This window comes from Pseudonocardia cypriaca, from assembly GCF_006717045.1.
Classification (GTDB): Bacteria; Actinomycetota; Actinomycetes; order Mycobacteriales; family Pseudonocardiaceae; genus Pseudonocardia; species Pseudonocardia cypriaca.
Genome location: NZ_VFPH01000001.1, coordinates 3,055,701 through 3,069,073, shown reverse-complemented (window position 1 = coordinate 3,069,073; position 13,373 = coordinate 3,055,701). Strand labels below are relative to the sequence as shown.

General features: G+C 72.7%; 13 protein-coding genes. 8 read left to right on the top strand and 5 right to left on the bottom strand.

Annotated features, from left to right (window positions below):
- Window positions 1–73: 73 nt before the first annotated feature.
- Both FB388_RS14600 and lpdA read left to right on the top strand, forming a co-directional pair.
- Window positions 74–592, top strand: a complete 519-nt coding sequence (locus tag FB388_RS14600) for a MarR family winged helix-turn-helix transcriptional regulator (protein WP_142101246.1) — start codon at window positions 74–76, stop codon at window positions 590–592.
- Window positions 593–612: 20 nt separating this feature from the next.
- Window positions 613–2,022, top strand: coding sequence for a dihydrolipoyl dehydrogenase (gene lpdA, locus FB388_RS14595; RefSeq protein ID WP_142101244.1), 1,410 nt, complete (start codon window positions 613–615; stop codon window positions 2,020–2,022).
- 550 nt (window positions 2,023–2,572) lie between these two features.
- Here the strand turns inward: lpdA and FB388_RS14590 are convergent.
- The 3 genes from FB388_RS14590 to FB388_RS14580 are packed head-to-tail and all read right to left on the bottom strand — an operon-like array spanning window position 2,573 to window position 5,560.
- Complete coding sequence (locus FB388_RS14590; RefSeq protein WP_142101242.1) at window positions 2,573–4,036, bottom strand: amidase; 1,464 nt, start codon at window positions 4,034–4,036, stop codon at window positions 2,573–2,575.
- Between the two features lie 38 nt (window positions 4,037–4,074).
- Window positions 4,075–4,596 carry an NUDIX domain-containing protein gene (locus FB388_RS14585; RefSeq protein WP_142101240.1) on the bottom strand — a complete coding sequence of 174 codons (522 nt, stop codon included), beginning with the start codon at window positions 4,594–4,596 and terminating at the stop codon, window positions 4,075–4,077.
- A gap of 4 nt (window positions 4,597–4,600) precedes the next feature.
- A complete protein-coding gene (locus FB388_RS14580; RefSeq protein WP_142101238.1) occupies window positions 4,601–5,560 on the bottom strand; it encodes a helix-turn-helix transcriptional regulator in 960 nt (319 codons plus the stop codon).
- Between the two features lie 37 nt (window positions 5,561–5,597).
- On the opposite strand from FB388_RS14580, the gene FB388_RS14575 reads away from it, so the two are divergent.
- The 6 genes from FB388_RS14575 (at window position 5,598) to FB388_RS14550 (ending at window position 10,424) form a co-directional block, all read left to right on the top strand.
- The gene (locus FB388_RS14575; RefSeq protein ID WP_142101236.1) at window positions 5,598–6,311 is read left to right on the top strand and encodes an SDR family oxidoreductase; all 714 of its coding nucleotides are present in this window, start codon (window positions 5,598–5,600) and stop codon (window positions 6,309–6,311) included.
- 74 nt (window positions 6,312–6,385) lie between these two features.
- The gene (gene dop, locus FB388_RS14570) at window positions 6,386–7,885 is read left to right on the top strand and encodes a depupylase/deamidase Dop (protein ID WP_142103115.1); all 1,500 of its coding nucleotides are present in this window, start codon (window positions 6,386–6,388) and stop codon (window positions 7,883–7,885) included.
- A gap of 152 nt (window positions 7,886–8,037) precedes the next feature.
- The gene (locus FB388_RS14565; protein WP_142101234.1) at window positions 8,038–8,235 is read left to right on the top strand and encodes a ubiquitin-like protein Pup; all 198 of its coding nucleotides are present in this window, start codon (window positions 8,038–8,040) and stop codon (window positions 8,233–8,235) included.
- Window positions 8,236–8,298: 63 nt separating this feature from the next.
- A complete protein-coding gene (gene prcB / locus FB388_RS14560) occupies window positions 8,299–9,171 on the top strand; it encodes a proteasome subunit beta (protein ID WP_142101232.1) in 873 nt (290 codons plus the stop codon).
- A 50-nt stretch (window positions 9,172–9,221) separates the two neighbouring features.
- Entirely contained in the window at window positions 9,222–10,016 is a 795-nt protein-coding gene (prcA, locus tag FB388_RS14555) for a proteasome subunit alpha (RefSeq protein WP_142101230.1), read from the top strand.
- Window positions 10,017–10,049: 33 nt separating this feature from the next.
- Window positions 10,050–10,424 (top strand): VOC family protein, encoded by a 375-nt coding sequence (locus tag FB388_RS14550; protein ID WP_142101228.1) that lies wholly within the window; start codon window positions 10,050–10,052, stop codon window positions 10,422–10,424.
- On the opposite strand, the gene FB388_RS14545 is transcribed toward FB388_RS14550, so the two are convergent.
- Entirely contained in the window at window positions 10,402–11,823 is a 1,422-nt protein-coding gene (locus FB388_RS14545) for a serine hydrolase domain-containing protein (RefSeq protein WP_142101226.1), read from the bottom strand. The genes FB388_RS14550 and FB388_RS14545 overlap by 23 nt on opposite strands.
- Window positions 11,820–13,367 (bottom strand): bifunctional phosphatase PAP2/diacylglycerol kinase family protein, encoded by a 1,548-nt coding sequence (locus FB388_RS14540; RefSeq protein WP_342787900.1) that lies wholly within the window; start codon window positions 13,365–13,367, stop codon window positions 11,820–11,822. The genes FB388_RS14545 and FB388_RS14540 overlap by 4 nt, the downstream gene beginning before the upstream one ends.
- Window positions 13,368–13,373 lie beyond the last annotated feature (6 nt).

The following is a 13,373-nucleotide window of genomic DNA, read 5'->3' as shown; positions in this document are numbered from 1 at the left end:
TTAGTTGAACTCTCACTTGTTGAGAGTGACACTAGCTGAAGGCGCATGAGCGCTCAACTATTCCGGAGGTGTGGTGTCCGACACGCGTTGGCTCGACGAGCACGAGCAGCACACGTGGCGCAGCTTCCTGACCGCCCAGCGGCTCCTCTTCGACGGCATCGAGCGGCAGCTGCAACAGGACTCGAGCCTGCCGCACACCTACTACGAGATCCTCGTGCGGCTGTCCGAGATCCCCGACCGCACGCTGCGGATGAGCGAGCTCGCGAGCTCGTCGCTGTCCTCCCGCAGCCGCATCTCGCACGCGGTGGCCCGCCTCGAGGAGATCGGCTGGGTGCGGCGGCGGCAGTGCGAGCACGACAAGCGGGGCCAGCTCGCCGAGCTCACCGAGGAGGGGATGGCCGGGCTGGAGGCCGCAGCACCCGGGCACGTCCAAGCCGTACGCCGAGGCCTGTTCGACGCGCTCTCCGCGGAACAGGTGGCCGCCCTGCGGGACATCAGCGAGACGCTGGTCGCCCACCTGTCGAACGAGCCGGTGTGGCCCGCGGCAGATGATCAATCCCGGACGGCGACTGGGCGCAAGCCCGCAGGCTGACGCGGCCTAGAGTCGTTCCCATGGCAACTCACGTCGATGTCGTGGTCCTCGGAGCGGGTCCGGGTGGGTATGTGGCGGCGATCCGTGCGGCCCAGCTCGGCCGCAGCGTCGCGGTGGTGGAGGCGAAGTACTGGGGCGGGGTGTGCCTGAACGTCGGCTGCATCCCGTCGAAGGCGCTCCTGCGCAACGCGGAGCTCGCCCACATCGTCACGTCCGACGCGAAGACGTTCGGCATCTCCGGCGACGTCTCGTTCGACTTCGGCGCGGCCTTCGACCGCAGCCGCACCGTCGCCGACGGCCGGGTCAAGGGCGTGCACTACCTCATGAAGAAGAACAAGATCACCGAGGTGGACGGGTGGGGCTCGTTCGTCGACGCCAACACCGTCGAGGTGAAGCTCGGCGACGGCGGCACCGAGCGGATCACGTTCGACGACGCCATCATCGCCGCAGGCGCCGAGACGAGGCTGCTGCCCGGCACGTCGCTGTCGGAGCGCGTGGTGACCTACGAGGAGCAGATCCTCACCCGTGAGCTGCCGCGCAGCATCATCATCGCCGGCGCGGGCGCGATCGGCGTCGAGTTCGCCTACGTCATGCGCAACTACGGGGTCGACGTCACGATCGTCGAGTTCCTGGACCGGCTGCTGCCGCTCGAGGACGTGGACGTGTCCAAGGAGCTGGCCAAGCGCTACCGCAAGCTGGGCGTGCAGGTGCTCACCTCCACGCGCGTGGAGTCGATCGACGACTCCGGCGACCAGGTCACCGTCACCGTCACCGGCAAGGACGGGCAGACCCGCGAGCTGCAGGCCGACAAGGTGATGCAGGCCATCGGGTTCACCCCGCGCGTGAAGGGCTACGGCCTGGAGAACACGGGTGTTCAGCTCACCGAGCGCGGCGCGATCGCCATCGACGACAACATGCGCACCAACGTGCCGAACATCTACGCCATCGGTGACGTCACCGCCAAGCTGATGCTCGCCCACGTCGGCGAGGCGCAGGGCGTGGTGGCGGCCGAGACGATCGCCGGTGCCGAAACCATGCCGCTGGACTACGTGATGATGCCCCGCGCCACGTTCTGCAACCCGCAGGTCGCGAGCTTCGGCTACACCGAGGCGCAGGCCCGCGAGCTGGCCGACGAGAAGGGCTGGAAGGTCAAGGTCGCCCAGTTCCCGTTCACGGCGAACGGCAAGGCGCAGGGCCTCGGCGAGCCGGGCGGGTTCGTCAAGCTCGTCGCCGACGAGACCTACGGCGAGCTGCTGGGTGGCCACCTCATCGGCCCGGAGGTCACGGAGCTCCTGCCCGAGCTGACCCTGGCGCAGAAGTGGGACCTCACCGCCCACGAGCTCGCGCGCAACGTGCACGCCCACCCCACCCTGTCCGAGGGTCTGCAGGAGGCGATCCACGGCCTGGCCGGCCACATGATCAACCTGTAGGGCGACCACGATCACCGGTCGCGGTCTAGTAGTACTACTCAGCCGGGATGTCGTGATCACGGTTGTTCGGTGCTCTTGCCGGGCCCCGTCCAGTGGTGGTCGCGGGCATGATCCGGAGTATCGGTTGTCAATGGCTGTGCCGACAACCATGGACAACCGCTACACGCGATCTTGGGGTTCATGATCCGGCATATCGGGTGTCCATGGTTGTGGAGGCAGCCATGGGCAACCGCCAATTCGGATCATGGTCGCCCGGGCGGCGCGTTGTGCCGCCTCGGCACACGGTCTCTGCCGTCTGTGGGAACCGCCGTGCCCCGCGGCTGCGTTCCGCGGAACGCACGAGGGACCGTGATCAGCGGCCGCCGCAGATCCACTCGCCCGGGCGCCGGCGCGCCGACCATGGAATGGCGATCACAGGGCTGGCCTTCGCCGGGTCTCGGCGCCCACCGTGCACACCGTCCCGGCGCGACGCACACCACCGGACATGTGCGCTGACCCCGCACGATGTGCACGCCCACCCGGCCGGCGTTCCGAGGCCGCCGTCACTCGTCTAGTACCCCGGCGGCGGTGTGAACCCGCCGAGCTCGCGCTCCACGAGCTCGGCGAAGCGGATCGTGGTGCGATCGCCGTACATCGGCCCGATGGCCTGCACCCCGACCGGCAGGCCGTCCTCGGACAGGCCGACGGGCAGGGCGGTGGCCGGAAGGCCGGGCAGCGTTGCCACACCTGCGAGGGCGATCTGGTCGAGGTAGTCGTGGTCGACGCCGTCGATGGTGATCTGCCGGTCTCCCATCGGGCCGTGGTCGTGCGGGAAAGCCGGCGTCGGTGCGACCGGGTGGACGACCACGTCGAACTCGGCGAAGAGCTCGTTCCAGTGCTGCCGCAGCACGGCGCGCCGGGCGTCGGCGAGGATCCAGTCGCGGTGGCTCAGCACCGTGCCGCGGACGCGCTCGGCACGGAGGCTCTCATCGGCGGGATCCAGCCCTGCGGCCGCCGCGAGCACCTGCTCGTAGACCTCCGCCGGGAAGCGCGACCCGAGCGTCGACATCAGCAGGCGCGTGTACACCCGGGCCGCGTCGGCCTGGTCGGGCAGCAGCGGGCTCTCGCGCTCCACCCGCGCGCCCGCCTTCGCCAGCGCCTCGGCGAGGCCGCCGATCGCACTGCGCACGCTCGCCGCGCTCGGGATCGACGGGTGGGTGTCGACGACCAGCACCCGGTAGTCGGCCAGCTCGGCGTGCCGGGACGCCGGCAGCGCGAGCCGGTAGGCGACGCCGGAGCTGAGCGGGTCGGGCTCGGCGAGGACGTCGAGCAGGAGCGCCAGGTCCGTCGCTGAGCGCGCCATCGGCCCGATCACCGCCAGGTCGCTCTCCGTGGGCAGCGCGGGCACCCCGGGCGGCGTGTGACCGCGCGCCGGTACCAGCCCGAGCGTCGGCTTGTGGGCGTAGACACCGCAGTAGTGGGCCGGGTTGCGCAGCGAGCCGCCGATGTCCGACCCGAGTGACAACGCCCCGTACCCCGCGGCGAGCGCTGCGGCCGACCCGCCCGACGAACCGCCGGGGGTCCGCTCCGGGTCCCACGGGTTGCCGGTGGTGCCGTAGATCGCGTTGTAGCTCTGCACGTCGCCCAGTACGAGCGGCACGTTCGTCTTGCCCAGCACGACGGCGCCCGCCGCCTTGACCCGCTCCACGGCCAGCGCGTCGGTGTCGGGGACGAAGTCCTCGAAGTCCGGGACGCCCCACGTCGTGGGCAGGCCCGCGACGTTGTACGACTCCTTGACGGTCATCGGCACCCCGAGCAGCGGCCGCGTCTCGCCGCGTGCGCGGGCGGCGTCGGCGGCCCGCGCGGCCTCGAGGGCCCGCTCGAAGTCCGGCACGCACACCGCGTTGATCGTCGGGTCGTACCGCTCGATGCGGGCGATGGCGTCCTCGGCCAGCTCGACGGCGGACACCGCCCCCTCGTCGAGCAGCCCGACGAGCTCGCTCGCGCTGCGGTGGGCCGGCTCGCTCCCGGTCACACCCGTCCCCGTTCTACTCGTTGATCCACGACTCCGGACTACTCCTCGGATCGCCCGCTGTCGAGCCACCGCCGGACACCGATGCGCCCGTCCGGGGCGAACGGGCGGTCCGGGTCGGCGAGCACCGCCCGGAGCTCGGGCAGCGTCACCCAGCCACCCCACACGACCTCCTCGGGCTGGTGGTGGATCGGCCCGTCCCAGCGCACCTCGTAGAGGAACACGTGGTAGCGCACCGACCCGTCGTCGTAGGCGAACCGGTCGATGGGGGTCAGCGGGACGCCGCGCACACCGAGCTCCTCGTCGAGCTCGCGCACCGCAGCGGCGTCGGGCAGCTCGCCCGGCCCGAGCACGCCGCCCGCCCAGCAGTCGTAGCACCCGGGGAAGATCAGCTTCTCGGTGGAACGGCGGTGCAGGTAGACGCGTTCACCGTCTCCGCTGCGCACCAGCACGCCGGTGCTGGCGTGCCACAGCCCGTCGCGGTACACGACGCCGCGTGGCGCCACCCCGATCTCGTGCCCGGCGGCGTCGTAGCGGGCCACCGGTTCGTCCGCGTCCTGCATGGGCTCAGCATGACCCGTGCTCGTGGTCGGCAGGCGGGGCGGCCGGGTCGGCGAGCAGCTGCTCGACCCGGCCGCGGCTCGCGTCGTCGACCGGCGTGTAGACGGTCATCCGCAGCCCGGGTGCCTCCGTGACCCCGAACGTGGTGACGGACATGGCGATGTCTCCGACGGCTGCGTGCCGGAAGTGCTTGACGCGGGTGGCCGCCACCGCGACGTCCTGCGCCGCCCACATCTCGGCGAACTCGGGGCTGGCCGCACCGAGGTCGGCGACGAACTCCTCCCATGCCGGGTCCCCGGCGTGCCCGGCCCACTCGCTGCGCAGCAGAGCGACCAGCTGCCTCAGCTCCGCCTCCCGGTCCACCGCGAAGGGGGAGCAGCACGGCGGGAGCGTGAAGCACTGCCGGAGCACGTTGCGCCGCGGATCGGCCAGGGTGCGGCGCCACAGCACGGCGTACGGCGCGTTCCAGGCATGGACGTCGAAGCGCGCGTCGAGCACGCACGCCGGCAGGGGCGCGAGGGCGTCGAGGACCTGCTGCACCTCCGGCCCGATCCGGTCGGCCGGGGCGGGGGGCGGCACTCCGGGCAGGCCCGCGAGCCGGTGCAGGTACGCCTGCTCGGCCGCGTCGAGCCGGAGACTGCGGGCCACGGCGGTGAGGACCTCGGCGCTCACGTTGATCGGCCGACCCTGCTCCAACCACGTGTACCAGGTGCTCCCGACGCCCGACAGGACGGCGACCTCCTCGCGGCGCAGACCCGGCGTGCGCCGGCTCGGCCCCGGAACCAGCCCCACATCCACCGGCCTGATCCGCGCCCGCCGGCTGCGCAGGAACGCCGCCAGCTCGGGACGGCGACGGGACGGGTTCGGCACGCCGTCCAGTGTGCGCCGCCCGGTGGCCGGGACGGTGGTGCCGGCAACACCAGCACCGGCAGGCACTCGGGTCGCCGGGCCTGCGGACCGCACCATCGGGGGGACGATCATCATCGAGCCGACGGAGGAAACCATGCGGATCGACGGGGCGGTCGCCCTCGTGACCGGCGCGAACCGGGGCCTCGGCAGCGCGATCGCGGCCCGCCTGGTGGCGCGCGGCGCCCGCGCCTACGGCGGAAGCCGCAGGCCTTCCGAGCCGACGGCGCCGGGCGTCACCCCGGTGCCGCTCGACATCACCGACCCGGCCGGGGTCGCCGCGGCCGCCGAGCGCTGCGGCGACGTGACGCTGCTGGTCAACAACGCCGCGGTCGCGAGCCCCGGGGCGCTGCTCACGGGTCCGGCGGACCTCGCGCGGCGCGAGATGGAGACGAACTACCTCGGCACGCTGGCGATGTGCCGCGCGTTCGCGCCGGTGCTCGCGCGGAACGGCGGGGGCGCACTGGTGAACATGCTGTCGATCACGTCGTTCTTCAGCTTCCCCGGCCTCGGCTCGCTGTCGGCGACGAAGGCGGCGGCGTGGTCGATGACCCACGGCGTCCGTGCCGAGCTGCGGGCACAGGGCACCCTGGTCGTCGGCGTCCACGCGAGCGCCATCGACACGCGGCTCGCGGAGGGCTTCGACATGCCCAAGCACCAGCCCGAGGAGGTGGCCGACCTGATCCTCGACGCCGTCGAGGCCGGTCACGAGGAGGTGCTCGCCGACGAGCGCACCCGATGGGCGAAGCGGTCCCTCCCGCGGGACCTCGAGCTCGTCTACCCCACCCTGAACTCCGAGTTGCGTCCCTGAGCCGCCGTCCGGGGGCACTAGGCTCGGGGTATGAGCGCGCACGTCGAGGTGGGCCGGTGACCGCCCGCCGGATCATGGGCACCGAGGTCGAGTACGGCATCTCGGTCCCCGGGGACCCCACCGCCAACCCGGTGATCACCTCCACGCAGGTGGTGCTCGCCTACGCAGCGGCCGCCGACATCCCGCGTTCCCGGCGCGCCCGGTGGGACTACGAGGTGGAGTCGCCCCTGCGCGACGCACGCGGCTTCGACCTGTCGGCGCCCACGATGCACAACCCGGCCGAGTCCGAGCTGGACGACCTGGGCGCGGCCAACGTCATCCTCACCAACGGCGCCCGGCTCTACGTCGACCACGCCCACCCCGAGTTCTCCACGCCGGAGGTCACCAACCCGCGCGACGTCGTCATCTGGGACAAGGCGGGGGAGCGGGTGATGGAGGAGGCCGCCGAGCGCGCCGCCACCGTGCCCGGGGCTCCCCGGATCCAGCTGTACAAGAACAACGTCGACGGCAAGGGTGCGAGCTACGGCTCGCACGAGAACTACCTGATGTCGCGCCAGACCACGTTCCCGTCGATCGTCGCCGGGCTGATGCCGTTCTTCGCGACGCGCCAGGTGTTCAGCGGCGCCGGCCGGGTGGGGATCGGGGCCACCGGCGACGAGGCGGGCTACCAGATCTCACAGCGCAGCGACTACATCGAGGTCGAGGTCGGGCTGGAGACCACGCTCAAGCGCGGCATCATCAACACGCGCGACGAGCCGCACGCCGACGCCGACAAGTACCGCCGCCTGCACGTCATCATCGGTGACGCCAACATGAGCGAGTACTCCACGCTGCTCAAGGTCGGCACCACGGCGCTGGTCCTCCACATGATCGAGTCCGGGGTCCGGTTCGACGAGCTGCGCCTGTCCGAGCCGGTGCGCTCGGTCCACCGGATCAGCCACGACCCCAGCCTCAAGACGCTGGTCGAGCTCACCGACGGCCGGAAGATGACCGCCCTCGACGTGCAGCGCGCGTACTTCGAGAAGGCCCAGAAGCACGTCGAGAACACGCTCGGCGCCGACGTCGACGACGCCACGGCCGAGGTGCTCACGCTGTGGGGCGAGGTGCTCGACGACCTCGCCCGCGACCCGATGAGCACCGCCGACCGCCTGGACTGGACCGCGAAGCTGCGGCTGCTCGAGGGCTACCGCGAGCGCGACGGCCTGAACTGGAACTCCGGCCGCCTCGCACTGGTCGACCTCCAGTACACCGACGTGCGCATGGCCAAGGGCCTGTACAACCGGCTCGTCGCGCGCGGGTCGATGAAGCGCCTGGTGTCCGAGGACGACGTCGTCGACGCGATGCACCGCCCGCCGGAGGACACCCGCGCGTACTTCCGCGGCCGCTGCCTGGAGCGCTACCCCACCGAGGTCGCCGCGGCCTCGTGGGACTCGGTGATCTTCGACCTCGGGCGCGAGTCGCTGGTGCGGATCCCCACGCTCGAGCCCCTGCGCGGCACCCGCCGCCACGTCGGGGAGCTGCTGGACCGATCCCGCACGGCCGAGGAGCTGGTGGAGGCGCTCACCCGCGGCTGACCCGCGGTCGACCCGCAGTCACAGAGCCGGACGCGCCCGACGCGCCCACCGACCCGTCCGCAATCCCGGGCGTGTCGCGAATCCGCTAGGTACTGTTCACCTACACCGATCCGGCACGCCGAACGGCTGCCGGGCAGGCGAGGAGGAGCACGATGTCGCAGGAGCAGACCAAGCGCCAGGGCGGCGGCGGGGGCGACGACGAGGACGGTGCCGACGCCGCTGCGGCAGGCCAGGAGCGGCGTGAGAAGCTCGGCGAGGACGTGGACACGATCCTCGACGAGATCGACGACGTGCTCGAGGAGAACGCCGAGGACTTCGTCCGCGCCTACGTGCAGAAGGGCGGCGAGTAACCGCTCGCTGCGCCTGCGCCACCCCTGCACCGCACCCGCGCGGAGAGAGGCTCTCACCTGACCATGACGTTCCCCGAGCGTCCGCCCCTCGGCGTGCCTACCGGCCTGGGCGCGTACCTCGCCCCCGGCGCCACGTCGTTCACCGACTTCGTCGCCGCCACCGCTCCGCACCTGCTCCCCGGCCGGGTACCGCCGGGCGCCGCGCCTGCCGCCGGTGCGGGCACGCCAGGAGGACTCGACGTCCCCCACGGCACCACGATCGTCGCGCTCACCTTCGCCGAGGGCGTGGTGATCGCCGGTGACCGGCGCGCCACCATGGGCAACGTGATCGCCCAGCGCGACATCGAGAAGGTGTTCATCACCGACACGTACTCCGCGGTCGGCTTCGCGGGCACGGCGGGCAACGGCCTGCAGATGGTCCGCCTGTACAGCGTCGACCTGGAGCACTACGAGAAGACCGAGGGCGTGCCGCTCTCGCTCGACGGCAAGGCCAACAAGCTCGCCGGCATGGTGCAGGCCAACCTCGCCGCGGCGATGCAGGGCTTCGTCGTCGTCCCCATCCTCGTCGGCTACGACGTCGACGCCGAACCGGCCAAGGCCGGCCGCATCATCACCTACGACGCCGCGGGCGGGCGCTACGACGAGCTCCTCGGCTACCACGCCATCGGCTCGGGCTCGGTGTTCGCGAAGTCGGCGCTGAAGAAGCGCCACGACCCGGGTGCCGACCTCGAAGGCGCCGTCCGCATCGCGGTCGAGGCGCTCTACGACGCCGCCGACGACGACACCGCTACGGGCGGCCCCGACCTGACCCGCCGGATCTTCCCCGTGGTCGTGAGCATCACGGGCCCGGACGGTGCCGTGCGCCGGTCCGAGGAGGAGATCGAGGCGGTCGTGCGCGACGTCGTCGCCGGCCGCACCGAGAACCCCGGGGGCTGACGAGTGTCCCCCGTGTTCCGCTCCCCCTCGATTGACCAGGAGTTCCTCCCGTGACGATGCCCTTCTACTCGTCGGTCGACCAGCTGCTGCGCGACCGGTCGGAGCTGGCGCGCAAGGGCATCGCCCGCGGCCGCAGCGTCGTCGTGCTCACCTACACCGGTGGCGTGCTGTTCGTCGCCGAGAACCGCTCCACCGCCCTGCACAAGGTCTCGGAGATCTACGACCGCATCGGGTTCGCCGCGGTGGGCCGCTACAACGAGTTCGACAACCTGCGCACCGCCGGCATCCGCCACGCCGACCTGCGCGGCTACACCTACGACCGCCGCGACGTCACCGGTCGTGGGCTGGCCAACGGCTACGCCCAGCTACTCGGCACGTCGTTCGTCGAGCAGCAGAAGCCCTACGAGGTGGAGCTGTGCCTCGCCGAGGTCGGTCCCGACCCCGGCTCCGACCAGCTCTACCGCATCACCTACGACGGCTCCATCACCGACGAGCCGCAGTTCGTGGTCATGGGCGGCACCACGGAGCCGATCAGCGCGAAGCTGAAGGAGACCTACCGCAGCGGGCTGGAGCTGGGGGAGGCCATCGCGATCGCGGTGGAGGCACTGCAGTCGGGCTCCACCGCCAACGGGGGCAGCAACGAGGTGCTCGGGGCCGGCACGCTGGAGGTCGCGGTGCTCGACCGCACCCGGCCGCGCCGCACGTTCCGCCGCATCACGGGGAACGTGCTGCGCGACCTGCTCCCCGCGGCCAACCGGGCCGTGAGCGGTGGCCGGGGGGCCGAGGCGGGTGGCGACGACGCCCCGGCCGGCAGCGGAGCGGTGAACGGCGACTCCAGGTCTTGACCTGAACCAGGCTTCACCTCCCATCCTGGTGCCATGGCTGTCGAGCTGAACCACACCATCGTCTCCACCCGCGACAAGCAGGCCGAGGCACGATTCGTCAGCGAGGTGCTCGGTCTGCCCGAGCCGGGGTCGTTCGGTCCCTTCGCCGTGGTCGAGCTGGCCAACGGGGTCAGCCTCGACTTCATGGACGTCGACGGCGAGATCGCCGCGCAGCACTACGCGTTCCTGATCAGCGAGGACGAGTTCGACGCCGTCGCGGGCCGGCTGCGGGAGCGCGGGATACGGACCTGGGCCGACCCGGGTCGCCGCACGCCCGGCTTCAACACCAACGACGGCGGGCGCGGGCTCTACTTCGACTCGCCAGAGGGCCACAACCTCGAGGTGCTCACGGTTCCGTACGGGGGCTGACGGCGCGCGCCACGGCGTAGAGCCGCGCGGCCACCACCACCGCACCAGCAGCGGCCACCACCTCGGCCGCGACGAGCGCGGTGGGCCACACCTCGGCGAGGTCGCGGAATGTGGTGCCGCCGACGAGCGGTCCCGTCACCCGCGGCAGGACCGCGAGCAGCAGGAGCGGCAGGGCGTACGGGACGAGCCGCAGGACCGGCAGGCGGGACCGGCGCGCCCGAGCCCATTCCCGCGACCGCAGCACCGCCCTCGCCGCGGCGAGCATCGCGGCGACGGCGAGAGCGACGAGCACCAGCTCGGCGAGGAACGCCAGTGGCGGGCCGGGAGCCGGTGGCGCCTCGCCCCGGATCAGGGCGACCAGCTCGTCGGCCAGGTCGTCCACCTCGCTGGGACCCGCGCCCGTCCCGGCGTCCAGGGGCTCGCGGCTGTTCGCGAGGACCGCGACTCCGTAGCGGCTCTCGGGCAGTAGCACCAGCGTGGCCGACGCCGTGGCCGTCCGCCCGCGCAGCACGAGCTCCCCGGACCGGTCCTCCCACCCGAGCCGTTGCACCTCGCGCAGCCCGTCACCCGCCATGACCGTGCGGAGGCCCCGGCCCGCGTTGAAGGCCAGCCAGGTGGCGACGTCCTCGGCGGGGCTCACGACCCCGCCCGAGCCGCCGACGAACCGGTCGGGCTGCGGCTGGACCCGGCTGACCCCGAGGAACCGGTCGTGCCCGTCGACCAGGCCGGGCACCAGGTCCCGCGTGCCGGCGACGGCGGTGGTGGTGAGCATGCCCGTCTGGAAGAGCACCCGGTCCGAGAGCACCGTGTCGAACGGGCGCTGCGTCGCCACCTCCACGATCCGGGCGGCGACCCAGTAGCCGGGCTCGCTCCGCACGCGCCGCTCCCCGGGTGGCGAACCGAGCGTGACGTCGTGCAGCGCCGCCACGGCCTCCTGCAGCGATCGCGGACGGCCACCCGGCGGATCGACCGTGGCCGGCAGGCCGGACGTGTGGTTCAACAGCTGCCGCACGGTGATCTGCGCGGAGCGCGGGTCGGCCGTGGCGAACTCCGGCAGGTGCGCGACGACCCGGTCGTCCAGCGGGACCGACCCGAACCCGGCCAGCTGCGCCAGCACCATCGCGGTGAACGACTCGGACGCCCCACCCAGCCACATCGGCGTCCTGCCGGTGACGGGCTCGCCGCGGGAGTCGCGGCCGTACCCGCCGACGTGCAGGACCCGGCCGTCGTGGACCACCGCGACCGCCACGCCCGGCAACCGGGTGACCCCGACGTGCGCCTGCGCGAGTGCCGCGATCGCGCCCGCGTCCGGTTCCCCCGGCTCCGCGGCCGCAGCCGGGGTGGTGAGCCCGGCCAGGACGCACGCGACCGCCGCGACCGCGAGCGCCCGCGCCGTCATCCGAGGAAGGGGCGATCCCGCCCGCGCCAGTTGTCCTCGTGGCGGCGGTAGACCGGCACCGGCCGCTGGGCCACCCGGAACGTGAAGCGCCCGGCCTCCTCGACCACCTCGCCGTCGGTGGCGAGGAAACCGGGAACCACGAGCTCGACGTCGAGCTCGGCGACCTCGCGCTGGTGGTAGACGCGGCTGTGCCCCAGCGCCCCCAGCAGGAGCGCGACCACCGCGCGCAGCCGGGAGAACCGGACGTCGGCCCGCAGCCAGCGCACGTCGAGCAGGCCGGAGTCGAGCGACGGGCGCCAGGCCGGCACCATGCCGCGCGGGTGGTAGGGCCCGTTGCCGACGAACAGCAGCCAGACGGAGAACCAGCGCCCGTCCACCTTGATCCGCACCGGCTCGGCCCGGCGCAGCACCACCACGAGCGCCGCGGCGAACGCGGGCCACTTGCCCCAGCGGCCCTCCCACTTCTCCCGCAGCCGCACCAGGTCCGGGTAGGAGCCGAGGCTCGCGGTGTTGAGGAAGTGGCGCTGCCGCACCACGGCGTCGCTCAGCGGGTCGGCGCCGCGCCCCGGGTGGACGTCCACCACCCCCAGGTCGACCGCGACCGCCTCGCCCGCGGCGGTGGCGTCCACGGCCTCCTGCGTGTCGTACACGCCGACGTCGCGGGCGAAGTGGTTGAGCGTGCCGGTGGGCACCACCACGAGCGGCAGGTGCCGCCGGCCCGCCACCGTCGCCGCCGCGGCCACCGACCCGTCGCCGCCCGCGACGCCGATCGCCCGCACCCATTCCTCGCGCTCGGCGACGGCGGCCTCGAGCTGGTCGTCGATGTCCTGCTCGGGCGTGGCCCGCAGCACGACGGCGGCCGGGAGGTTCTTCTCCAGCTCCTCGGACGGGTCGTGGTTCGGGTCACCGGAGCGCTGGTTGGAGACCAGCACCAGGCCCTCACCGTCGGGCAGCGCCGGCACGGCGTCCAGGGGGCGCGCCCTCGCCTCGTCGGTGCGCCGCACCGGCCACCAGCGGCGGGTGGCGAACGCGATCCCGCTGCCGACGGCGGCTCCCACCGCGACGTCGGAGGTCCAGTGCACCCCGACGTGCACCCGGGAGTAGGCCACGGACGCGGCCAGCGGCGCGAGGGCGATCCCCAGCTTCGGGCTCTCCATCGCCACGGCGGTGGCGAACGCGGCCGCCGACGCCGCGTGCCCGGACGGGAACGACGACGACCTCGGCGGGTTGGGCAGGGTCTGGTAGGCGGGCAGCTCCGCCGCGGCCGGGCGCCTGCGCGGCATCAGCGGCTTCAGCAGACCGTTGGCCGTGGCGCTCGCCCCGGCGATGGCGAGCACGCCGCGGGCGGCGGCCTTGCGGCTCGCCCCGCGCCGCGCCGCGAGGATCGCGGCGACGGTGAACCACAGCACGCTGTGGTTGGCGGCGATGGAGACCGTTTTCATGACCGTGTCGAACGGACTGGGCGGCAGGGCCGAGATCGTGCGGGACACCGCGCGATCGGCCTCGACCACCTCGTCGGTGACTCGCCGGATCCATGGCAGCACGACTTG

What these genes read in the sequence shown, in the direction of transcription:
- lpdA (WP_142101244.1), top strand. Translation starts at nt 613, where the DNA reads ATGGCAACTCACGTCGATGTCGTGGTCCTCGGAGCGGGTCCGGGTGGG.
- FB388_RS14585 (WP_142101240.1), bottom strand. Translation starts at nt 4,596, where the DNA reads ATGCAGGACGCGGACGAACCGGTGGCCCGCTACGACGCCGCCGGGCAC.
- FB388_RS14580 (WP_142101238.1), bottom strand. Translation starts at nt 5,560, where the DNA reads ATGGTGCGGTCCGCAGGCCCGGCGACCCGAGTGCCTGCCGGTGCTGGT.
- FB388_RS14575 (WP_142101236.1), top strand. Translation starts at nt 5,598, where the DNA reads ATGCGGATCGACGGGGCGGTCGCCCTCGTGACCGGCGCGAACCGGGGC.
- dop (WP_142103115.1), top strand. Translation starts at nt 6,386, where the DNA reads ATGGGCACCGAGGTCGAGTACGGCATCTCGGTCCCCGGGGACCCCACC.
- FB388_RS14565 (WP_142101234.1), top strand. Translation starts at nt 8,038, where the DNA reads ATGTCGCAGGAGCAGACCAAGCGCCAGGGCGGCGGCGGGGGCGACGAC.
- prcB (WP_142101232.1), top strand. Translation starts at nt 8,299, where the DNA reads ATGACGTTCCCCGAGCGTCCGCCCCTCGGCGTGCCTACCGGCCTGGGC.
- FB388_RS14550 (WP_142101228.1), top strand. Translation starts at nt 10,050, where the DNA reads ATGGCTGTCGAGCTGAACCACACCATCGTCTCCACCCGCGACAAGCAG.
- FB388_RS14545 (WP_142101226.1), bottom strand. Translation starts at nt 11,823, where the DNA reads ATGACGGCGCGGGCGCTCGCGGTCGCGGCGGTCGCGTGCGTCCTGGCC.